Source organism: Microbacterium sp. STF-2 (assembly GCF_034650155.1).
In the GTDB taxonomy this organism is placed as follows: Bacteria; Actinomycetota; Actinomycetes; order Actinomycetales; family Microbacteriaceae; genus Microbacterium; species Microbacterium maritypicum_A.
The window spans coordinates 1,127,579-1,149,270 of sequence record NZ_JARKMW010000001.1 but is presented as its reverse complement, the minus strand read 5'-3'; the positions used below and the strand labels follow the sequence as shown (position 1 = coordinate 1,149,270).

Sequence of the window (21,692 nt, the reverse complement as noted above, 5' to 3'; positions counted from 1 at the left end):
CTGCCTGTTTGCCGTTCTCAAGAAGGAACCGCGGATGCTCAGCTACATCCTCAGACGTCTCCTGCAGGTGATCCCCGTGTTCTTCGGGGCCACCCTGCTCATCTACTTCCTGGTCTTCGCGATGCCGGGAGACCCCATCCTCGCCCTGTTCGGTGATCGCACGCCGAACCCTGCCCTCGTCGAGGCGCTCCGTGAGCAGTACCACCTGAACGACCCGTTCATCGTGCAGTACTGGTACTACATCACCGGTGTTCTGACCGGAGACCTTGGCACGACGTTCTCCGGACGTTCGGTCGCCGATGTGCTCGCCGACACCCTTCCCGTGACCGGCCGCCTGGCGATCATGGCGATCGGAATCGAGTTCACGCTCGCGATCATCGTCGGAACGATCTCCGGATTGCGCAAGGGCAAGGCTTTCGACAACATCGCCCTTGTCGTCGCTCTGGTCGCGATCGCCATCCCGATCTTCGTCCTCTGCTTCCTCGCTCAGTACTTCCTCGCGATTCAGTGGGGATGGTTCAAACCGACCGTCGGTGCGGACAACGACTGGGGCGGACTCTGGCTGCCTGCCCTCGTTCTCGGATTCAGCCTCTTCGCGGTGAGTATGCGCCTCATGCGCGGTTCCGTGATCGAGACGCTGAACCAGGACTGGGTGCGCACGGCCTACAGCAAGGGTCTGTCGCGCGGTCGAGTTATCCCCGTGCACGTGCTGCGCAACTCGCTCATCCCCGTGATCACGAACTCCGCTACCAATTTCGGCGTGCTGCTCGTCGGCGCGACCGTCACCGAAGGCATCTTCAACGTGCCTGGCGTCGGTAACACTCTCTTCCAGGCTGTGCAGAGGGGAGAGGGGCCCACCGTGGTCTCGTTCGTGACGGTTTTCGTCATCCTCTACGTCCTGGTGAACCTGCTCGTCGACCTGCTCTATGGTCTGCTCGACCCGAGGATCCGCTATGTCTGACCCCACGACTCCACAGCACTACGTCGCTCCGGTCGAGACCGAGTCGATCACCGTCGATGCCGTCCGCATCGCGGAGAAGCCCAGCAACCTGTGGCGCGACGCCTGGCGGGATCTGCGTCGTCGACCGTTGTTCTGGTTCTCGGTCGTCCTCGCCACACTGTTCATCGTCGTCGCCGCATGGCCGTCGCTCTTTACGAACGTCGACCCCCGTAGTTGCGACCTCATGTACAGCAACGAGGGTCCTGCCCCGGGGCATCCGCTCGGTTACACCTTCCAGGGATGCGACATCTATTCGCGCATCATCTGGGGTGCGCAGACCTCCCTCGCGGTGGGTCTCATCGCGACGATCATCGCGTCGTTTGTCGGCCTCGTCATGGGCGCTCTCGCCGGCTTCTACGGTGGTTGGTTGGACGCGCTGCTCTCCCGTATCGGCGACATCTTCTTCGCTATCCCGTACATTCTCGCGGCTGTCGTGGTGATGACGGTGTTCTCGGACTCCCGCTCGGTGTGGACGCTCGCGTTCGCGATCGGTGGTTTCGCCTGGGCGTCGACCGCACGTGTCGTCCGCGCGGAGATCCTCCGCGTGCGTCAGGCAGACTTCGTGATGGCCTCGCGATCGCTGGGCCAGTCCAAGTTCCGCACGCTGCTCAATCACGTCATCCCGAACGCGATCGCCCCGCTGCTCGTCGTCTCGACTCTCGGACTTGCTGCTGCCATCGTCGCAGAGGCCACACTGTCCTTCCTCGGTGTCGGCCTCGGCAGCAGCGTCATGTCCTGGGGCAACGACATCAGCCAGGCGCAAGCTGCGCTTCGCGTCGCGCCGATGGCACTCATCTATCCGTCGATCGCGCTCACGCTCGCCGTGCTCGCGTTCGTGACTCTGGGCGAACTCACTCGAGACGCCCTCGACCCGAAGGCGAGGGCCCGTCGATGAGAGACGTGATCTCCGATCTGGTTCCTCTTCTGAGCGTTCGCGACCTCAAGGTCGCGTTCCGTACTCAAGAGGGTCTGCGCGAAGTGCTCCACGGCGTCAGCTTCGATATCTTCCCCGGCGAGACCGTGGCGATCGTCGGGGAATCCGGCTCGGGCAAGTCGACGACGGCGACTGCCATCGTCGATCTGCTCCCCGGGACCGGCACGATCACCCACGGGTCGATCACTCTCGAAGGTCGCGAGCTCACCAAGCTCAGCCGTCGTGAGATGGAGCAGGTCCGTGGACGTGACGTCGGCTTCGTTCCGCAGGATCCGATGTCGAACCTCAACCCCGTCTGGAGCATCGGCTTCCAGGTGAAGGAGGCGGTCCGTGCGAACGGCATCGCGAAGGGGCGCCAGGCGGCCAACGATCGCACGGTGGAGGTCTTGAAGCAGGCCGGTCTCGCAGATGCAGAGCGCCGTCTCCACCAGTACCCGCATCAGTTCTCGGGAGGCATGCGCCAGCGTGCTCTCATCGGTATCGGACTCGCGGCCGACCCCAAGCTGCTGATCGCCGACGAGCCTACCTCGGCTCTCGACGTGACGGTGCAGCGCGTGATCCTCGATCACATGGCCTCGCTCACCCGCGACAAGGGCACCTCCGTGCTGCTGATCACCCACGACCTCGGTCTTGCGGCCGAACGTGCGGAGAAGATCATCGTCATGAGCGGCGGGAGCATCGTCGAGGCTGGCCCGAGCAGGCAGATCCTCGAGAATCCGCAGCATCCGTACACGAAGCGGCTCGTCGCTGCGGCTCCCAGCGTGGCCTCGCAGCGGATTCAGGCGGTTGTCGAGGACCGGGGCATCGAAACCCTCGAGGACCTCGCCGACATTCCGCCGGCGGTCCGTGTCGCGGGTCTCACGAAGGACTACAAGATCCGCCAGGGGAACTTCCGCAGCGAAGCGTTCCGCGCGGTGGACGATGTGTCGTTCGAGATCCCGAAGGGCAAGACGCTCGCTCTGGTCGGTGAGTCGGGCTCGGGGAAATCCACGGTCGCGAAGATGGTCTTGAAGCTCGAGGATCCGACGAGCGGCACCATCGAGATCGATGGGCAGGACGTCTCCGGTCTGTCGACCGCCCAGTCCTTCGGCCTGCGCCGCCGGATGCAGCCGGTCTTCCAGGATCCGTATGGTTCGCTCGACCCACTGCGCAACATCGGCAACACGATCGCGGAACCGCTGCAGATCCACGGTGTGGGAGACCGGGCGTCCCACCGTGAACGCGTCGAGGAGCTCCTCGATCAGGTGGCGCTTCCGCGCGCGCTCGCGACGCGGTATCCGAACGAGCTCTCGGGCGGTCAGCGGCAGCGTGTCGCGATCGCACGGGCGCTCGCGTTGAAGCCGGACATCGTCGTACTCGACGAGGCCGTCTCCGCTCTCGACGTGCTCGTTCAGGATCAGGTGCTGAAGCTCCTGGCCGATCTCCAATCGGAGCTCGACCTGACGTACTTGTTCATCACGCACGACCTCGCCGTCGTCCGCGTGTCGAGCGACCTCGTCTGTGTGATGGAGAGCGGAAAGATCGTCGAGCAGGGGACCGTCGACGAGATCTTTGCCAACCCGCAGCAGGAGTACACCGACCGCCTGCTCAAGGCGATCCCCGGGGCGTCGATCCCTCTCGGCGGTCGCTGACGGTGACCGAACCGCTGCATCCCGAGGGCGCGCGCACATATCGCGCGTCCTCGGGACTGGTCATCCTGATCCCGAGCACGCTACTCGCGCTCTTCCTTCTCGGCGACGCCGTCGTCCGGGGGAGTTGGGCGCAGATGCTGCTCCTCGCGCCTTGGGTGCTGCTCGCACTGTGGATCGTGTACGAGTTGAGCTACGTCTCCTCGGTCCGGGTGGAATCCGAGGGGGTCGTGGTGCAGAACATGCTGCGGCGGACCTGCTTCGGTTGGGCCAATGTGCGCGACATCGATCTTCGCTGGCAGCTCCAGTTCTCGCTCGACGACGGACGCGAGCTGACGTGCTACGGCGGCCCTGCTCGTGCACGGCCGCCGCGTCCGGCACGAGGCGATGAGGTCGAACCCAAGGCTCCGGCTGGCCTCCGCGCTCTCACGGACATTCGTGATCTCTGGGATGCGGCACCGCCCGCGCACACGTCGATCCGTCGCACCTGGGACGTCCCGGCGATCATCGCATTCGCCGTCATCGTGGTCTGGGCGGTCGGGGCGATCGTCGTCGTCAACGTCGGCTGAAGGGCATACGCGCCTGCCGTTCGAGGGTGCCTTTCCGCCATCGTGGACTTCCCTTTCGTGCGAACCGTTCACAGGTAGTCGGCGATATGGGTGGGTTCAATCGGTAACAAGTCCATCGGCGCCCGATTCCGTTGACTCGCTTCGACAGAATTGATACCCCTGAGAGACATCGATCAAAAGGGGGATTTTGCAATGAAGCAAAGAAAGTTCGTACTCGGTCTTGTCGCAGGCGCATCCGCGTTGGCGTTGGCATTGGGCGGCGCCAGTTCTGCCAGTGCGGCCGCCTTGGCCACGACGACCATCGGGACGAAGACTTCATCGACTTTGACGAACACTTTCGCGTCTACGCCCGCGCTTCCGGACAACTCCAAGATCACCGTGACGGCGAACTTCTCCAACCACGCTGCCAATAGTGTGAAGATCACCACTTACAGGATCTGCTATACGAGTGGCCCCGCGACGAGTATTACTGTCGCGCCCTACACCAGGAATTCGGGTGGCAATGCGGCCGGCGATACCACTCCGTGGCTCGTCGTCGCGAAGGGAAAGTGTCAGACGTGGACGGCGAACAAGGTGTACTACAAGCAGTCAGACGGCGAGGTCGTCCGCGTGGTTTCGCGAATCGGAACCACAATCGAGACCATCGCTGCGTGGTATCGCTGATCCTGGATCTGAACTGACCGGATGGCACCCGGAGAGGGCCGCCGTCAACCGGTGGGATGCCGAGAGCGGCATCCCACCGGTCCAACACTCAGCCCGGCAACCCGAACAACTCCGGCCACATCGACGCCGCCCACGGATACCCGACGAACGCGGCGGCGTCGATCACGAAGTGCGCCACGAGGAACGGCATCAGTCGGCCCGTGCGCTGGTACAGCCAGCCGAAGAGCAGCCCCATCACCAGATTCCCGATGAAGGCGGGGTATCCCTGGTAGAGGTGATAGCTCGCGCGGAGGATCGACGTGGAGATGATGATCGCCCACGGACTCCACCCGAGCTGCCGGAGCCGGGTGAAGAGATAGCCGAGCACGACGAACTCCTCCTGTAGGGAGGCTCGGGCGGCGGCCAGCAGCAAGACGGGAACGGTCCACCAGAAAGCGCCCACCCCTGCGGGGTCGATCGCGACCGTGAGCCCGAGGGCGCGGCCGGCGAGGTAGAGGCCGAGTCCGGGGACTCCGATGGCCAGGACGAGGAGCACCCCACGTCCGACATCCTTCGCGATCCCGGTGCCGTCCAGACCCAGTCGCGCCAGATGCGGGCGGCGGGACTGCCACAGCAGGAAGCACACCAGCAGCACGGGGACGAGCGAGAATCCGATGGCGAGCACCTGGTAGATCAGGTCGAAGATCTCCCTGTCGCTCCGCGAGGGATTGAGCTTCGCCACCTGATCGGCGATCGGCACATCGTCCGTGAGGCGGTACGCGAGCTGAACGATCGCGTAGACCGCGGACTGGCCGAGGCCCAGCGCCAGGACGATGGCGATCTCCCACCACAGTCGCGCGCGGGAGGGTGCGGGGGAGAGGTCGGGGAGGTCCCACGGAGCCTGCGGTCGGGTCACGATCTCGATGCTACGACCTGCTTTTCAGGAACAAGCCCTGAGCTTGCGTTATCCTGGAACGTCGGCTTCCCGGCGAAACCCCACATCTTTTAGGACACCTGCATGGCGCACGCCCTCCGTTCTGACCTCCGCAACGTCGCGATCGTCGCGCACGTCGACCACGGCAAGACCACTCTCGTCGACGCCATGCTGCGTCAGACGGGCTCCTTCGGCGAACACGCCCACGTCGATGAGCGCGCCATGGATTCGAACGACCTGGAACGTGAGAAGGGCATCACGATCCTCGCCAAGAACACGGCGATCACATACAAGGGCAAGCACGCCCAGGGCAAGGAGATCACGATCAACGTGATCGACACCCCCGGTCACGCCGACTTCGGTGGCGAGGTCGAGCGCGGCCTGTCCATGGTCGACGGTGTCGTGCTGCTGGTCGACGCGAGCGAGGGTCCGCTGCCGCAGACCCGCTTCGTGCTGCGCAAGGCGCTCGAGGCGAAGCTCCCCGTCATCCTGCTGGTCAACAAGACCGACCGTCCGGACGCCCGCATCGCGGAGGTCGAGGAAGAGGCGCACGACCTGCTGCTGGGTCTCGCCTCCGACCTGGTCGACGATGTGCCCGACCTCGATGTCGACGCGCTCCTCGACGTGCCGGTGGTCTACGCCTCCGGTCGTGCCGGTGCGGCATCGCAGAACCGTCCCGCCGACGGCTCGCTGCCGGACAACGACGACCTCGAGCCGCTGTTCGAGGCGATCCTCGAGCACGTTCCCGCTCCGGAGTACGACGACGAGCACCCGCTGCAGGCCTGGGTCACGAACCTCGACTCCAGCCCCTTCCTCGGCCGTCTGGCGCTGCTGCGCGTCTTCAACGGCACGCTGAAGAAGGGCCAGACCGTGGCCTGGGTCCGTTCCGACGGCACGCACCAGAACGCGCGTATCACCGAGCTCCTGAAGACCCGCGCGCTCGAGCGCTACCCCGCCGATTCCGCCGGTCCCGGCGACATCGTCGCCATCGCCGGCTTCGAGAACATCACGATCGGCGAGACCATCGCCGACCCCGAGGACGTGCGCCCGCTGCCGGCCATCACGGTCGACGACCCCGCCATCTCGATGACGATCGGCACCAACACCTCGCCCCTCATGGGCAAGGTCAAGGGGCACAAGCTCACTGCTCGCATGGTCAAGGACCGTCTCGACAAGGAGCTCATCGGAAACGTCTCGCTCAAGGTCGTCGACATCGGGCGTCCGGATGCGTGGGAGGTGCAGGGCCGTGGAGAGCTGGCCCTCGCCATCCTCGTCGAGAACATGCGTCGCGAAGGTTTCGAGCTCACCGTCGGCAAGCCGCAGGTGGTCACAAAGAAGATCGACGGCAAGACCTACGAGCCGTTCGAGCACCTCACGATCGACACTCCGGAGGAGCACCTCGGGGCGATCACCCAGCTGCTCGCGAACCGCAAGGGTCGCATGGAGAACATGACCAACCACGGCACCGGCTGGGTGCGCATGGAGTTCATCGTCCCGTCGCGCGGCCTCATCGGCTTCCGTAGCGAGTTCCTCACCACCACGCGTGGTACCGGAATCGCGAACGCGATCTCGCACGGGTACGAGCCGTGGGCCGGTTCCATCACGACGCGTCAGAACGGCTCCATCGTCGCCGACCGCCAGGGCGTCGTCACCCCGTTCGCGATGATCGCCCTGCAGGAGCGCATGTCGTTCTTCGTGCAGCCCACGCAGGAGGTCTACGAGGGAATGGTCATCGGCGAGAACTCCCGCGCCGACGACATGGACGTGAACATCACCAAGGAGAAGAAGCTCACCAACATGCGTGCGGCGAGCTCCGACACCTTCGAGTCGATGACGCCTCCGCGCCAGCTGACGCTGGAGGAGAGCCTCGAGTTCGCCCGCGACGACGAGTGCGTCGAGGTGACCCCCGAGGTCGTCCGCATCCGCAAGGTGAACCTCGACGCGAACACCCGCGCGCGGGAGACCGCTCGTCTGAAGCGTCAGGACGCGAACGTCTGAGACCACACTCGGCGAAGCTCCGAGTGAGAGGGCCTCGTGCCGCCGAAAGGCGTGCACGAGGCCCTCTTCTCATGTAAATCCCAGGTGAGGGATGGTTTTCGCTCAGGTTCGTGGTTCAGAGTGGATGACTTGCGCCTGGGACGAGCTCCCGATGAGTCTCCTGCAAGGGCGTACGACCACCCGAAAGTCGAACCCATGCTTCAGAAGACCCGTGCGCTTCGGCGCGCCTCTGCGGCGGCGTCCGCCCGTTCCGCCGCCCACCGCCCCATGACCCTCCTCGGCCTCGCCTCCGCCACCCTGGTCGGCATCACCCTCAGCGTCGGCCTCGCGTCCGCGCCGGCGGTCGGAGCCATCAACCCCGCGGTGGCCGTCACCGCCCCCGCGCTGGCCGGTGCAGAACCCCTCGCGCAGATCACCGAGGATGCGGCCGCCACGCTGGCGAAGGCGAAGGATGCCGCGACGGCGGCATCCACGCTGGAATCCGAGGTCGTCGCGTCCGGGCTCGACGTCGGCGCGGTGACGTCCGTCGACACCACCGACCTGCAGAAGGACATCGACAAACTCGACGACATCGACGTGACGCCGGTGCTCCTGGTGGGGGTCCTCGCCGACGAGGTCGAAGAGGAGACGGCGAACGTCGTCTCCGATACCGACGAGCTTCGGAGCGCGCTCACCGCTGCGCAGCAGAAGCAGGCCGAGGAGGAGGCAGCCAGGGTCGCGGCGGAGCAGGCCGCTGCGCAGGCCGCGGCGGAACAGCAGGCCGCAGCTGCTCTGGCCGCAGCCAACACTCCGGAAGGCGCCAAGGCAGCCGCGCAGCAGATCATGTCGAGCACCTACGGATGGGGCGGCGATCAGTTCTCCTGCCTGAACTCGCTGTGGAACAAGGAGTCCCGTTGGAACTACCAGGCGTACAACCCGAGCGGCGCCACCGGCATCCCGCAGGCCCTTCCCGGCAGCAAGATGTCGTCCGCGGGCTCCGACTGGCAGACGAACGCCGCCACCCAGGTCGCCTGGGGTCTCGGATACATCTCGTCGGTGTACGGAACGCCGTGCAGTGCGTGGTCGCATTCCCAGGCCATGAACTGGTACTGATCCCGGGTCATCCCGCCGAGGATTCTCTAGCCGAAGGCGGCCGTCGAGCGCTACGGTGACTCTGACGGCTGGGGGCGTCACGGATCCGAGGAGGAGAAGTGCTCGACCCGACGGCGTGGCGCGGCGTTCCGCAGGAGGTGTCCACCGGCATCCTGCCGGGATGGGATCGCGTCGAGGAGCTCCTACGCGAGGCGCACTCCCGCTACGCGGGCGAGCACTCGGGCGGCGTCGCCGACTACATCCCCGTGCTCGCGGAGGTGGATCCGGAACTGTTCGGGCTGGTGGTGATCGATGTCGGCGGCGGGCGGCACGACGCCGGCGATGCCCTGCACCCGTTCTCCATCCAGTCGATCTCGAAGATGTTCGTCTACGCACTGGCGATCCAGGAGCACGGCCACGAACGTGTGCGCGACATCGTCGGCGTGAACAACACCGGACTCGCGTTCAACTCCGTGATGGCGGTCGAGCTCAACGATGGGCACCCGATGAATCCGATGGTCAACGCGGGTGCCATCGCGACGACCGCGCTCATGCCGGGTCGGACAGCCGTCGAGCAGTGGGAGCGCGTGCGGGAAGGGCTCTCCGCCTTCGCCGGGCGACCGCTGAGCCTGGACGGCGTCGTGTACGCCTCGGAAGCGCAGACGAACGATCGCAATCGCGCGCTGGGGCGTCTGCTGCGCAGCTACGGTCGGCTCGAGGGGGATCCCGATGAGGTGGTCGACGTATATACGCGTCAGTGTGCTCTGGCCGTGACGGCTCACGATCTGGCGGTGATGGGGGCGACGCTCGCCGACGGGGGAGTCAACCCCGTCAGCGGTGAGCGGGTCGTCTCGGAAGAGGTGTGCCGAGACACCCTGGCCGTGGTCGCGTCGACAGGGCTGTACGAACGCTCCGGCGACTGGCTGTTCGAGATCGGGCTCCCGGCGAAGTCCGGCGTCTCCGGAGGCGTCGTCGCGGTCGCCCCCGGGAAGGGCGCGGTGGCCGGCTTCTCGCCACGGCTCGACGAGGCCGGAAACTCGATCCGATCGCAGATGGCGATCGGCTATCTGTCGCGCGTCCTGGGGTTGAACCTGTTCGCCTCCGCCCCGGCGCGCAGAGATCCACCCGCACCCTCGGCCGCACCGCAGGAGCACTCATGATCCAGCCGGTGCAGAGCCCGACCAAGACCTCGTGGCTGCCGATGGTCAGCCTGTTCCTCGCTCAGGTGCTGATGTCGTTCAACGTGGCGGCGCTGCCGATCTCGCTCGGCGGCATGGTGAGCGAATTCGGTGTTCCGCCCACGGTCGCGAGCACCACCATCGTCATGTACGGCCTCGCGGTGGCCGCCCTCGTGATGACCGGAGCGAAACTCGGCCAGCGGATCGGCTGGGTCGTCATCTTCCGGATCGTGATCGCGCTGTTCGCAGGCTCCTCGGTCATGATGATCTTCGCTCCCACCGTGTGGTGGGCGATCGCCGGCCAGGCGGTCGCGGGAGCAGCCGCGGCGATCATCGTGCCGTCGATCGTCGCACTCATCGCCGAGAACTACCGCGGACCGCAGCAGGCGACCGCCATCGGCGCGATCGGTTCGGCCCGCGCGATCTCGGGGGTGAGTGCCTTCCTCATCGGCGGCACCCTGGGAACGCTGGTCGGCTGGCGCCCGATGTTCTTCATCGTTCTGGGGATCGCCGTGGTGGTCTTCGCGCTGAGCTTCACCCTGCGCGGTGATCGCGGTGACGCCTCGATCCGCATCGACCTCGTGGCGTCGCTGCTGATCGGAGCGGCGATCGTGCTGCTGACGCTGGGTTTCAACAACCTGAACTCCTGGGGTGCCGTGGCGGCGACGACCGACGCTCCCTTCAACATCCTCGGCCTCTCGCCCGCTCCCGTGTTCATCGTCGTCGGCCTCGTGCTCGGCCAGGCGTTCTTCCTGTGGACGAGGAAGCGGATGGCGGAGGGGAAGGTGCCCCTGATCGACCTGAGCGTCCTCGGCTCTTCGCGGGAGCGGGCCGCCGTGTACGCCATGTTCATCGTGGTCGCGCTGGAGGCGTGCGTGAACTTCACGATCCCGCTCTACATCCAGATCGTGCAGGGCCGTACGCCGTTCGACACCTCCATGGCGATGATGCCGTTCAACCTCACCGTCTTCGTGACGGCCACCCTGGTGGTGCGACTGTACCGGCGCTTCCCTCCACGCACGATCGGTGTCGTGGGGTTCATCCTCACCACGGTCGCCCTGGTGTGGTTGTCGTTCGTCGTGAACAACAACTGGGAGACGATCCCGACCATCGTCGGGCTCATCGTGTTCGGCATCGGTCAGGGCGCGCTCGTCACGCTGGTGTTCAACGTGCTCGTGACCGCGGCCCCCGCCGAGCTCGCCGGTGACGTCGGGTCGCTGCGCGGCACCACCCAGAACCTCGCATCGGCGGTCGGCACCGCGCTGGCGGGCGCACTTCTGGTGTCGCTCCTCGGACTCAGTGTCGGTCGTGCCGTGGTCGAGCACCCCGAGCTGCCCCCGTCGCTCGTCGCCCAGGTCGACATGGACAATCTCAACTTCATCAGCAACGACGACCTGCGCGTCGCGCTCGAAGCGACCGACGCGACGCCCGCGCAGATCGACGCGGCGGTCGTAGTGAACGAGGAATCGCGTCTCGGCACGCTCAAGCTCGGCCTGCTGCTGCTGGCGGGGGTCAGCGCGCTGGCGATCCTCCCGGCCTCGCGGCTGCCGCAATACCGGCCGCACGAGATCCCCGACCCGTCTCCGGCCGCCGGTCCGGAATGACGGTCAGCGGAGCTCGGATACGAGCACGGCGCTGGTTCCCGATGCGGTCGCCTCGAAGATGTGCGGGGCATCGCCGGGGTACGTGAGATAGTCGCCGGGGTTCAGCAGCACCGGTTCACCCGCCGGGCCGATCCGCGCCTGCCCGGCCATCAGGATCACGTGCTCGATCGTCCCGGGGTGATGAGGATCGGAACGGCGGGCATCGCCGGGCTCGGCCTGGATCAGGTAGACGTCACGGCGGGCTCCCGGCGGGCTCGCCGACAGCAGTGTCGCACTGTACGCCGCGGCGGAGGAGGGGACGCCGGCGAGATCGTCGGCGCGGATGAGCGTCGGTGCGTTCGCCTGCTGATCGACCAGCACGGCGAAGGGCACGCCCAGCGCGACGCCGAGAGCCCACAGCGTCTCGACGCTGGGGTTGCCGGCGCCGCTCTCGAGCTGGGAGACGGTCGCCTTGGAGATGCCGGCGCGTCGAGCGAGCTCGGAGACCGACAGGCCTGCGGTCTCTCGCTCCCGGCGCAGGGTGCGGGCGATACGTGTGCGAAGTTCCTCCATGTGTTCATCATGTCAAACGTTCGTTCGCTTGACTATCCGATCTCGACTGTTCAGAATTATGATCATGTGTTCAGCGAAGCGAACGACAATGCGCGGGATGCCTGATGACCGCGGAGCGTGAGGTCTGGCGCGAAGCGCTCGGGGTCGTCATCGCGACCAGTGCGTACGGTGTCTCGTTCGGTGCGCTCGCCGTGGCATCGGGCCTCGACGTCTGGCAGACCTGTGTGCTGAGTCTGCTGATGTTCACGGGCGGATCGCAGTTCGCCTTCGTGGGCGTCTTCACGGCCGGGGGGCTTGCGGCCCTGCCATCGGCGGTCGCTTCGGCGGCACTCCTCGGCGTCCGCAACGTCGCCTACGGCATGCGGATGTCACCGATCGTCGGGGGAGGTCCCGTCCGTAAGGCGGCGGCCGCCCATTTCACGATCGACGAGTCGACGGCGGTGGCGATATCGCAGGGCGACCCACGGCTGCGACAGGTCGGCTTCTGGGTGACCGGGATCGGCATCTTCGTCGGCTGGAACATCACCACCCTCATCGGAGCGCTGGTGGGGGATGTGCTCGGAGATCCTCGGACATGGGGGCTGGATGCGGCGGCAGCCGCCGCCTTTCTGGCCCTGCTCTGGCCTCGTCTCCAGCAGCGCCAGGCCATCGCGGTCGGCATCGCCGCGGCGGTCGTCGCCGCGGCCCTCACTCCGTTCCTGATGCCCGGCCTGCCCGTGCTCGTCGCCGCGGTCGTCGCTATCGCGGTCGGCTGGTTCAACTGGATGGGGCGTCCGACCGCGCCGGGCCGCCCATCGTCGGGTGCGGGGTCGGAGGTGAGCTCATGAGCCTGTGGAGCGCGATCCTCCTCGCAGCGTTGATCTGTCTGGCGCTGAAGGCCGCCGGCTACCTCGTTCCTCCCCGGGTGCTCGAGGCGCCACGCACGGCCCGCATCTCGGATCTTCTGACGGTCGCGCTGCTGGCCGCCCTCGTGGCCGTCCAGACCCTCGGCGATGGGCAGGCGATCATCGTGGATGCACGTGTGCCCGCACTGCTGGTCGCCGGTGGGCTCCTGTGGTTGCGGCAGTCGTTCCTCGTGGTCGTCGTGGCGGCCGCGCTGGTCGCCGCCCTGCTGCGCCTGTTCGGCCTCGCCGGCTGATGCTGCGCCCCTCCGCCTGTTCGGCGGGGCCTCGTCGGTAAGATCGACAGGTGCGCGTGAGCTGGATGTCGAGAGTGTTGTCATGGATCGCTGCCGCCCTCGTGGGCGGTGTCTACGGCATCGCCGGCGCCATCAGCCACAGTGTGATGTGGGGCCCGATCCCGATCGGCATGATCGTGGCCGCCATCGCCTGCGCGGCCATCCTCATCGCCGTCCGCGCTCTGACCCACGACAGGGGCGCGGCCGTGGCCGCCGGTCTCGGGATGATCGGCATGCTGGTGCTGATCTCCGGCGAAGGGCCCGGAGGGTCCGTCGTGGTCCCGGCCTCGTTCGCCGGACAGATCTGGACCTATCTGGTCGCCGGAATCGTGCTGCTGGTCGTCGCGTGGCCGTCCGTTCGGCGTCTTCCCGTTCGCACCGAGGGGCCAGCCGCGCAGGAACCCGAGCCCCGCGAGTCGTAGACTGAGGGGGTGACGTATGTGATCGCCCTCCCGTGCGTCGATGTCAAGGATCGCGCCTGCATCGACGAGTGCCCCGTTGACTGCATCTACGAGGGCGAACGCTCGCTCTACATCCACCCTGACGAGTGCGTCGACTGCGGTGCCTGCGAGCCGGTGTGCCCGGTCGAAGCCATCTACTACGAAGACGACCTTCCCGACGAGTGGCAGGACTACTACAAGGCCAACGTCGAGTTCTTCGACGAGATCGGGTCGCCCGGAGGTGCAGCCAAGGTCGGCGTGTACGCGTTCGACCACCCGATCATCGCCGCTCTCCCGCCGCAGGGCGAGTAGGCGCATTCCGTGAGCGTCCGCGACCTCGCCGACTACCCGTGGGATGCCGTCATCCCGTTCCGTGAGCGTGCCGCGCGGCATCCGGACGGTCTGATCGACCTCTCGGTCGGTTCTCCCGTCGACCCGACTCCCGAGATCATCCGGCGCGCACTGGCGGAAGCCACGGACGCCCATGCCTACCCGCAGACGGTCGGAACGCCGAGCCTGCGCGAAGCCATCGTCGAGTGGTACGCGCGACGCCGGGGGGTGCCCGACCTCCGTGTCGACAACGTTCTTCCCACGATCGGCTCGAAGGAGCTCGTCGCACTGCTGCCGACCCTGCTCGGTCTCGGCGACGGCGACATCGTCGTCCACCCCCGCGTGGCCTACCCGACCTATGAGGTGGGCGCCCGCGTCGTGGGGGCGACGCCGCTGCCCGCGGATGATCCGGAGGAGTGGCCGGAGGGTACGAAGCTCATCTGGATCAACACCCCGGGCAATCCGGACGGGCGCACCTGGACCGTGAGCGAACTCGCCGCCGCCGTGCGTCGTGCCCGTGAACTCGGTGCCGTGCTCGCGAGCGATGAATGCTACGCGGAACTCGGCTGGGACGGCGAGTGGGCGACCGAGCCGATCCCCTCCATCCTCGACCCGCGGGTGACGGACGGGAGTCGAGCGAACCTGCTCAGCGTGTACTCCTTGAGCAAGCAATCGAACCTCGCCGGGTACCGCGCAGCCTTCGTGGCCGGATGCGCACGCATCGTCGGCGAGCTTCTCACAGCGCGCAAGCACCTCGGTCTCATGCCGCCGGCGCCGGTGCAGCACGCGATGGCGGTCGCCCTCGGCGACGACGAACACGTGGCGGAGCAGAAGGAGCTCTACCGCGTCAGGCGCGACGCCCTGCGTCCTGCTCTGGAGGCGGCGGGCTTCCGCATCGACGGCTCCGAAGCAGGACTCTATCTCTGGGTGACGGAGGGGCGCGATGCCTGGGAGTCGATGGAGCGACTCGCCGCTCTCGGCATCCTCGCCGGTCCCGGGCCCTTCTACGGCGCCGACTCCGGGGAGCACGTCCGGCTGGCGCTCACGGCGCCGACCGCGCACGTCAGAGAGGCGGCGCGCCGACTCTCTGACGGCGATATATAGGTTCTCTCCCTGAAATGGGCTTCCCTTTGGCGGATGTCACAGTAGGCCTGCGCGACTACTAGGCTGTAAAGGCGATTCGGTCGTGACCCGACCTGGCGCTTCAGCGCCGTGAGATCGCCAGTTCAGGCTTGATCAAGATCTTGTCCGACAGCACCGCGACGAGCGGGCTCGGACACTACGAGGAGGTCCGCGTGAGTGCAGCGGCAGACCAGACGGCGAAGCTGACGATCGGCGACACGACCGCCGAATTCCCGGTGCTGCGCGGCACGGCGGGGCACGACAGCATCGATTTCTCCACGCTGACGCGGCAGACGGGGTACACGGGCCTGGACTACGGGTTCGTGAACACGGCCTCCACGAAGTCCGAGATCACGTTCATCGACGGCGACAAGGGCATCCTGCGGTATCGCGGGTATCCGATCGAGCAGCTCGCGGGCTCCACCAGCTACCTCGAGGTGGCCTGGCTGCTCATCTACGGCGAGCTGCCGTCCGCCTCCGAACTCGCGGAGTTCGACGAGAAGATCCGTCGCCACACTCTGCTGCACGAAGACCTCAAGCGCTTCTTCTCGGCGCTGCCGCACACGGCGCACCCGATGTCCGTGCTGTCTTCGGCGGTCGCCGCGCTGTCGACGTACTACGAAGGTCAGACCGACCCGCACAACCCGGAGCACGTCGAGCTGAACATGGTGCGCATGCTCGCCAAGCTCCCCGTGATCGCGGCGTACGCGCACAAGAAGAGCGTGGGCCAGGCCTTCCTCTACCCGGACAACTCGCTGAGCTTCGTCGACAACTTCCTGAAGCTGAACTTCGGCGTGCACAGCGAGGAGTACGAGGTCAACCCGGTGATGTCGAAGGCTCTCGAGCTGCTCCTCATCCTGCACGAAGACCACGAGCAGAATGCCTCGACGTCGACCGTCCGCCTGGTCGGATCCACCGGTGCGAACCAGTTCGCCTCGGTCTCCGCCGGCATCCAGGCGCTCTCCGGCCCGCTGCACGGCGGCGCGAACGAGGCCGTGCTGACGATGCTCGGTCAGATCCGCGACTCCGGCCAGAGTGTCTCGCGCTTCGTCGAGCGGGTGAAGAACAAGGAAGAAGGCGTGAAGCTGATGGGCTTCGGGCACCGGGTGTACAAGAACTACGACCCGCGCGCCAAGCTCGTCAAGGACGCGGCCGACGAGGTGCTCTCGTCGCTCGGAGTGACCGACCCGCTGCTCGATCTCGCGAAGGAGCTCGAAGAGCTCGCGCTGGCCGACGACTACTTCCGCGAGCGTCGCCTGTACCCGAACGTCGACTTCTACACCGGTGTCATCTACAAGGCCATGGGCTTCCCGACCCGTATGTTCACGGTGCTGTTCGCCATCGGGCGCCTGCCCGGTTGGCTCGCGCAGTGGCGTGAGCTGCAGCTCGACCCCCAGACCAAGATCGGCCGCCCCCAGCAGCTGTACACAGGATCGCCGGAACGTCAGTTCCCCACGCGCTGAGCGCGTGACGAGAAAGCGCCCCCTCCGTCGAGACGGAGGGGGCGCTTTTCTGCGTGAGTGCTGCCGGTCGGTATCAGCGGCCCTGTGAACTGCGGCCGCCCTGGCGGGACTGGTTGCTCTGCGTGGAGTACCCGCCGCCCTGACCATTGCCGGATGCGCCGGAGCGGGGACGACGACGGCGACGCGACGGCGGGTTCGCCGCACCGTTCCTCTCGCCGCCCGCGGGGCGCTGCTTCGACGACTGGCGCTGCTGCTGCGGAGCCTGGACGGGCGCCGGACGCACGTGAGGTGCGCGCTCGGGAACCAGCGCGGTGACGGCAGCGGCCGTGACATCCTCCAGCGGGGCCGAGATGGCTGCCTTGCGCAGCAGATCCTTGACATCACGACGCTGCTCGGGGAGCACGACCGTCACCACGGTGCCGGCAGCCCCGGCGCGGGCGGTGCGGCCGGAACGGTGCAGGTACGCCTTGTGCTCGACGGGCGGGTCGACGTGGACGACGAGATCGACGTTGTCGACGTGCACGCCACGGGCGGCGACATCGGTCGCGACGAGCACGCGCACACCGCCGTCTTCCGGGGCCGCGGAGAACGCACCGAGGTTGCGCTCGCGGGCGTTCTGCGAGAGGTTGCCGTGCAGGTCGACCGCGGGGATCCCCGCGGCGGTGAGCTGCTTCGCGAGCTTCTTCGCCTGGTGCTTGGTGCGGGTGAAGAGGATGCGACGACCGGTGCCCGAGGCGAGCTCACGCACGAGGGCCGTCTTGTTGTCGGCCGAGTCGACGACCAGGACGCGGTGCGTCATCTCGCCGACGGGCACGCTCTCCTCGTCGACCTCATGGCTGACGGCGTTCGAGAGGAAGCGGCGGGCGAGGGTGTCGATGCCGCGGTCCAGCGTGGCGCTGAACAGCAGGCGCTGCCCACCGGCCGGCGTGGCCGTGAGGATGCGGGTGACGCCGGGGAGGAAGCCGAGGTCGGCCATGTGGTCGGCCTCGTCGAGCACGGTGACCTCGATCGCACTCAGGCGCACGACCTGCTGCTTCATGAGGTCTTCGAGTCGACCGGGGCAGGCCACGACGATGTCGACGCCGCCGCGAAGCGCCTGCTCCTGCGGGCGCTGGCTGACCCCGCCGAAGACGGTCGTGACGCGCAGGCCTGCGGCCTCCGCGAGAGGCGCGATGGTCGCGGCGATCTGGGTCGCGAGTTCACGGGTGGGCGCGAGGACGAGTCCGCGCGGAAGGCCGGCGCGACGCTGACCGCCCGAGGCGGCAAGGCGTGCGACGAGCGGCAGGGCGAAGGCGATGGTCTTGCCGCTGCCCGTGCGTCCGCGGCCCAGGAGGTCGCGTCCGGCGAGGGAGTCGGGAAGGGTGTCGCGCTGGATGGCGAATGCCTCGGTCTTGCCGGAATCGGCGAGAACGGCGGCGAGCTCGGCAGGAACGCCGAGTTCAAGGAAAGTAGACATGCAGAAACTCCGTCAGCGCACGAGTGAACGGCGCGAGATAGGGGGTGAGGTGGGCGACGGCGCAGGAATTGCGCATCGGTTCGCCGTTCGAAAGGCCAGCTCATGCTGGTGGTGGGAGCAGTTCCGCTCGCTTCGGTCCTCGGAGACCCCGTGACGACGACGATGTTGCGGGACCGGCGGTACGCGCAACGATGTCAGTCTACCAGTGCACGCATGCCGTCGGCTGCATGTCGCCTCCCGCGCGGGTCGTCGGCTCCGCGGAGACGGGCCGGAAGGCTGCTCTCAGGCGTGCAGAGCCTCGTTCAGGGTCACTCCGACACCGGCGCGACGGACGGCTTCCACCGCACCGCTGAGCGAGTTGCGGCGGAAGAGCAGGCCGTCCTGACCGGAGAGCTCCGCACCCTTGACGGTCTTGCGCCCGCCGTCGGCGGTCACGGGTCCGTCGACGAGGACGATCTTGGTGCCTGCGGTGACGTAGAGCCCCGCTTCGACGACACAGTCGTCACCGAGCGAGATGCCGATGCCCGCATTCGCGCCGAGCAGGGTGCGGGCACCGATCGACACCCGATGCGTTCCGCCACCCGAGAGGGTGCCCATGATGGAGGACCCTCCGCCGATGTCGCTGCCGTCTCCGACGACCACACCCTGCGAGATGCGGCCCTCGACCATCGATGCGCCGAGTGTGCCGGCATTGAAGTTGACGAATCCCTCGTGCATGACGGTCGTGCCGGGGGAGAGGTACGCCCCCAGGCGCACGCGGGAGGCATCGGCGATGCGGACGCCCGCCGGCTGCACATAGTCGGTCAGGCGGGGGAACTTGTCGAGCCCCTGCACCTGGATGCCCGCGCGCTGGAGCTGCGGGCGCAGGCGGGCGGCGTCAACGGGGAGGACGGGCCCGGCGTTGGTCCAGGCGACATTCGGAAGGTGTCCGAAGATGCCGTCGAGGTTCAGCTCGTTCGGGCGCACGACGAGATGCGACAGGGCATGCAGGCGCAGATAGGCGTCGGCGGTGGAGGCCGGTGCCGTGTCGAGGTCGATCTGCAGCTGCACCACCTCGATCGTGACGTCGCGTCGTTCGTCGCTCCCCGCGAGGGGTTCGAGCGCAGCGACAGCCACCTCGTCGGTCGTGACCGCACCGGTGTGCACCTCGGGGTACCAGGCGTCGAGAACCGTGCCGTCCCCGGCGATGGTGGTCAGGCCGATACCCCATACGGTGCGTGCGTCGCTCATCCCTCCACGCTATCGCGCTCCCGGGGCGACGACCGCACTCATGACGGGGTAAGTAGGCTGGACCCATGGTGCTCGATCTGACCGCGTCCTCCGTCGACCTCACCCGTGCGATCTGCGACATCCCGAGCGTCTCCGGCGACGAGAAGACACTCGCCGATGCGATCGAGGCCGCAGTGTCCCCGCTCGACCATCTGGAGGTCTTCCGCCACGGGAACACGATCGTCGCTCGTACCGACCGTGGCCGGGCACAGCGCGTCGCCATCGCCGGTCACATCGACACCGTGCCGATCAATGCGAACCTGCCCACGCGCGACATCGAGATCGACGGAGTCCCCTATCTCTGGGGCCGCGGCACGGTCGACATGAAGGCGGGCACCGCCGTGCAGCTGAAGCTCGCGGCCGAGCTGACCGACCCCGCGATCGACATCACGTGGATGTGGTACGACAACGAGGAGATCGAGGCGTCGAAGAACGGTCTCGGTCTGCTCGCCGCCGTGCGTCCCGACCTGTTCGAGGCGGACTTCGCGATCCTCGGCGAGCCGTCCAACGGTGAGGTGGAAGGCGGTTGCAACGGAACGCTCCGTGCGATCGTGCGCACCACCGGCGTGCGTGCTCACAGCGCGCGTGCCTGGATCGGCGAGAACGCGATCCACCGCGCGGCGCCCGTCCTCACGCGTCTGGCGGAGTACCGCGCCAAGGAGGTGCTGGTCGAGGGGCTGCTGTACCGCGAGAGCTTGAGCGCCGTGCGCATCGCGGGCGGCGTCGCGGGGAACGTCATCCCCGACGCCTGCGAGGTGGAGGTCAACTACCGGTTCGCGCCGAGCAAGTCTGCGGCCGATGCCGAGGCTCACCTCCGCGCAGTCCTCGCCGGCTTCGACGTCGAGATCACGGATGCCGCCGAGGGGGCGCGTCCCGGCCTCGACGCCGAGATCGCGAAGCAGTTCGTGGCGGCGGTCGGCGCCGAGCCGCGCCCGAAGTACGGGTGGACCGACGTCGCGCGATTCTCCGCGCTCGGGATCCCGGCTGTGAACTACGGGCCCGGCGACCCGCACCTCGCCCACCACGATGAGGAGCGTGTACCCCTCGCGCAGATCGACGCCGTGGAGCGGGGCCTGCGCGCATGGCTCACCTCGCACTGAGCGCAACGCGCCGCTGGGCGAAGGCGCCGGTCGCCGTGCGCGTGGCAGTCGTCTACCTCGGAGCCCGGGTCGTCACGACGGTGTTCCTGGTCATCGCCGCCTCACTGTCGACCTCGTCCTCGCGGTTCGGCGCGGAGGCGGGGATCATCGATTTCGTCCTCGGCTGGGACGCGCAATGGTACTGGTTGGTCGCCGAGAACGGCTACCCGACGGATCTGCCCCTCACCGACTCGGGTGACGTCGCCGAGAACGCCTGGGCGTTCATGCCGGTGTTCGCATATGCGGCCAAGGGGATCGGCATACTGCTCGGGTCCTGGGGTGCCGGTGCGCTCCTGCTCTCGCTCGTCGCCGGCTACCTGGCCTGTCTCGCGCTTCACCGCCTGCTTCGTGATCGCATCGGCAACTCCGCGGCGACGTGGGCCGTCGTGTTCTTCGCGGCGGGACCGATCGCGGCGATGTTCCAGGTGGGGTACGCCGAGACGCTGTTCCTGCTGCTGCTGTTCCTCGCCCTCGATGCGACGACGCGGCGCACCTATGCCTGGCTGTACATCCTGATCCCCGTGATGGCGTTCACACGACCCGGTGTCCTGGCCTTCGCCCTGTTCCTCGGGCTGCACGGACTGCTGCGGTGGATCCGACGTCGGCAGGATCCGCTCACCGGGCGCGAGATCGCACACATCCTCGCGCTCGGCGCGCTCGCGACTCTGTCCGGTTTCGCCTGGCAGGTGATCGCCGGCATCGCGACGGGGGATCCCGGTGCGTATCTCGCGACCGAGCTCGCGTGGCGCCAGCACTGGATCACCGGCGGAGTCGACGGTTTCATCCCGTTCGAAGGGTGGATCCAGGCATCGCAGTTCTGGTTCGCCCTCTGGGGGATGCCGCAGTGGTGGGGGCCGATCGTGCTGGTGCTGTCGGTCGTCGGCGCTGCTGCCGCACTCCTCTTCTCTTCGCAGGTGCGCGCTCTGGGCGCCGACATCCGTCTGTGGAGTGCGAGCTACCTGCTGTATCTGCTCGCGGTGTTCTTCCCGCAATCGAGCACGTTCCGCCTGCTTCTCCCCCTGAGCCCGCTCTGGGGAGCGGTCGCGGTGCCGCGATCACGGCTCTGGCGTGTCGGCGTGCTGGCCGCATGTCTCCTCGGGCAATGGTTCTGGATCTACCACGTGTATGCGCTCGGAAGCACGTTCTGGCAGGTGCCGTGAGGGTGAAGCTCGACCCAATTGTTGCT

The 21,692-nt window shown here is 67.2% G+C and carries 21 protein-coding genes; 16 read left to right on the top strand and 5 right to left on the bottom strand.

The window, feature by feature from the left end; all coding sequences use genetic code 11:
• The first annotated feature begins 34 nt into the window (after nucleotides 1–34).
• From MicroSTF_RS05465 to MicroSTF_RS05450, 4 genes are read left to right on the top strand one after another with little or no spacing between them, the layout of a single operon-like run.
• Entirely contained in the window at nucleotides 35–961 is a 927-nt protein-coding gene (locus tag MicroSTF_RS05465) for an ABC transporter permease (protein WP_029266704.1), read from the top strand.
• Complete coding sequence (locus MicroSTF_RS05460) at nucleotides 954–1,895, top strand: ABC transporter permease (protein WP_029266706.1); 942 nt, start codon at nucleotides 954–956, stop codon at nucleotides 1,893–1,895. Before MicroSTF_RS05465 ends, MicroSTF_RS05460 begins: the two co-directional genes overlap by 8 nt.
• On the top strand, nucleotides 1,892–3,565 hold the full coding sequence (locus tag MicroSTF_RS05455; protein ID WP_297554856.1) for a dipeptide ABC transporter ATP-binding protein: 1,674 nt from the start codon (nucleotides 1,892–1,894) through the stop codon (nucleotides 3,563–3,565). The genes MicroSTF_RS05460 and MicroSTF_RS05455 overlap by 4 nt, the downstream gene beginning before the upstream one ends.
• 2 nt (nucleotides 3,566–3,567) lie before the next feature.
• Nucleotides 3,568–4,131, top strand: a complete 564-nt coding sequence (locus MicroSTF_RS05450) for a PH domain-containing protein (protein ID WP_029266710.1) — start codon at nucleotides 3,568–3,570, stop codon at nucleotides 4,129–4,131.
• A gap of 173 nt (nucleotides 4,132–4,304) precedes the next feature.
• Here the strand turns inward: MicroSTF_RS05450 and MicroSTF_RS05445 are convergent, their stop codons facing one another.
• Together MicroSTF_RS05445 and MicroSTF_RS05440 are read right to left on the bottom strand one after the other, a co-directional pair.
• Nucleotides 4,305–4,556, bottom strand: a complete 252-nt coding sequence (locus MicroSTF_RS05445) for a hypothetical protein (RefSeq protein ID WP_205817037.1) — start codon at nucleotides 4,554–4,556, stop codon at nucleotides 4,305–4,307.
• 326 nt (nucleotides 4,557–4,882) lie between these two features.
• Entirely contained in the window at nucleotides 4,883–5,689 is an 807-nt protein-coding gene (locus MicroSTF_RS05440; RefSeq protein WP_322954127.1) for a type II CAAX endopeptidase family protein, read from the bottom strand.
• Nucleotides 5,690–5,791: 102 nt separating this feature from the next.
• On the opposite strand from MicroSTF_RS05440, the gene typA reads away from it, so the two are divergent.
• The 4 genes from typA to MicroSTF_RS05420 all read left to right on the top strand — a co-directional run bounded on the left by typA (nucleotide 5,792) and on the right by MicroSTF_RS05420 (nucleotide 11,558).
• Nucleotides 5,792–7,705, top strand: coding sequence for a translational GTPase TypA (typA, locus tag MicroSTF_RS05435; protein WP_029260346.1), 1,914 nt, complete (start codon nucleotides 5,792–5,794; stop codon nucleotides 7,703–7,705).
• A gap of 195 nt (nucleotides 7,706–7,900) precedes the next feature.
• Nucleotides 7,901–8,797: a hypothetical protein gene (locus MicroSTF_RS05430; RefSeq protein ID WP_029260345.1), complete on the top strand. Its 897-nt coding sequence runs from the start codon at nucleotides 7,901–7,903 to the stop codon at nucleotides 8,795–8,797.
• A 98-nt stretch (nucleotides 8,798–8,895) separates the two neighbouring features.
• On the top strand, nucleotides 8,896–9,936 hold the full coding sequence (gene glsA / locus MicroSTF_RS05425) for a glutaminase A (protein ID WP_029260344.1): 1,041 nt from the start codon (nucleotides 8,896–8,898) through the stop codon (nucleotides 9,934–9,936).
• Nucleotides 9,933–11,558 carry an MFS transporter gene (locus tag MicroSTF_RS05420; RefSeq protein WP_136025135.1) on the top strand — a complete coding sequence of 542 codons (1,626 nt, stop codon included), beginning with the start codon at nucleotides 9,933–9,935 and terminating at the stop codon, nucleotides 11,556–11,558. Before glsA ends, MicroSTF_RS05420 begins: the two co-directional genes overlap by 4 nt.
• A 3-nt stretch (nucleotides 11,559–11,561) precedes the next feature.
• On the opposite strand, the gene MicroSTF_RS05415 is transcribed toward MicroSTF_RS05420, so the two are convergent.
• A complete protein-coding gene (locus MicroSTF_RS05415; protein ID WP_322954122.1) occupies nucleotides 11,562–12,110 on the bottom strand; it encodes an XRE family transcriptional regulator in 549 nt (182 codons plus the stop codon).
• A 104-nt stretch (nucleotides 12,111–12,214) separates the two neighbouring features.
• On the opposite strand from MicroSTF_RS05415, the gene MicroSTF_RS05410 reads away from it, so the two are divergent.
• The 6 genes from MicroSTF_RS05410 to MicroSTF_RS05385 all read left to right on the top strand — a co-directional run bounded on the left by MicroSTF_RS05410 (nucleotide 12,215) and on the right by MicroSTF_RS05385 (nucleotide 16,642).
• Nucleotides 12,215–12,937: an AzlC family ABC transporter permease gene (locus MicroSTF_RS05410; protein WP_021199607.1), complete on the top strand. Its 723-nt coding sequence runs from the start codon at nucleotides 12,215–12,217 to the stop codon at nucleotides 12,935–12,937.
• Nucleotides 12,934–13,248 carry an AzlD domain-containing protein gene (locus MicroSTF_RS05405; RefSeq protein WP_021199608.1) on the top strand — a complete coding sequence of 105 codons (315 nt, stop codon included), beginning with the start codon at nucleotides 12,934–12,936 and terminating at the stop codon, nucleotides 13,246–13,248. Before MicroSTF_RS05410 ends, MicroSTF_RS05405 begins: the two co-directional genes overlap by 4 nt.
• A gap of 50 nt (nucleotides 13,249–13,298) precedes the next feature.
• A complete protein-coding gene (locus MicroSTF_RS05400) occupies nucleotides 13,299–13,709 on the top strand; it encodes a histidinol dehydrogenase (RefSeq protein ID WP_322954119.1) in 411 nt (136 codons plus the stop codon).
• A gap of 9 nt (nucleotides 13,710–13,718) precedes the next feature.
• Nucleotides 13,719–14,039: a ferredoxin gene (fdxA, locus tag MicroSTF_RS05395; RefSeq protein WP_021199610.1), complete on the top strand. Its 321-nt coding sequence runs from the start codon at nucleotides 13,719–13,721 to the stop codon at nucleotides 14,037–14,039.
• 9 nt (nucleotides 14,040–14,048) lie between these two features.
• A complete protein-coding gene (dapC, locus tag MicroSTF_RS05390) occupies nucleotides 14,049–15,161 on the top strand; it encodes a succinyldiaminopimelate transaminase (protein WP_021199611.1) in 1,113 nt (370 codons plus the stop codon).
• Between the two features lie 191 nt (nucleotides 15,162–15,352).
• Nucleotides 15,353–16,642, top strand: a complete 1,290-nt coding sequence (locus tag MicroSTF_RS05385) for a citrate synthase (protein ID WP_051671213.1) — start codon at nucleotides 15,353–15,355, stop codon at nucleotides 16,640–16,642.
• A 73-nt stretch (nucleotides 16,643–16,715) separates the two neighbouring features.
• Here MicroSTF_RS05385 and MicroSTF_RS05380 read toward each other — a convergent pair whose 3' ends face one another.
• Nucleotides 16,716–18,098, bottom strand: coding sequence for a DEAD/DEAH box helicase (locus tag MicroSTF_RS05380; RefSeq protein ID WP_021199613.1), 1,383 nt, complete (start codon nucleotides 18,096–18,098; stop codon nucleotides 16,716–16,718).
• 282 nt (nucleotides 18,099–18,380) lie between these two features.
• On the bottom strand, nucleotides 18,381–19,328 hold the full coding sequence (gene dapD, locus MicroSTF_RS05375) for a 2,3,4,5-tetrahydropyridine-2,6-dicarboxylate N-succinyltransferase (protein ID WP_029260336.1): 948 nt from the start codon (nucleotides 19,326–19,328) through the stop codon (nucleotides 18,381–18,383).
• Between the two features lie 65 nt (nucleotides 19,329–19,393).
• On the opposite strand from dapD, the gene dapE reads away from it, so the two are divergent.
• Nucleotides 19,394–20,467: a succinyl-diaminopimelate desuccinylase gene (gene dapE, locus MicroSTF_RS05370; RefSeq protein ID WP_029260335.1), complete on the top strand. Its 1,074-nt coding sequence runs from the start codon at nucleotides 19,394–19,396 to the stop codon at nucleotides 20,465–20,467.
• The gene (locus MicroSTF_RS05365) at nucleotides 20,449–21,666 is read left to right on the top strand and encodes a hypothetical protein (RefSeq protein ID WP_322954113.1); all 1,218 of its coding nucleotides are present in this window, start codon (nucleotides 20,449–20,451) and stop codon (nucleotides 21,664–21,666) included. Before dapE ends, MicroSTF_RS05365 begins: the two co-directional genes overlap by 19 nt.
• Nucleotides 21,667–21,692: the final 26 nt, after the last annotated feature.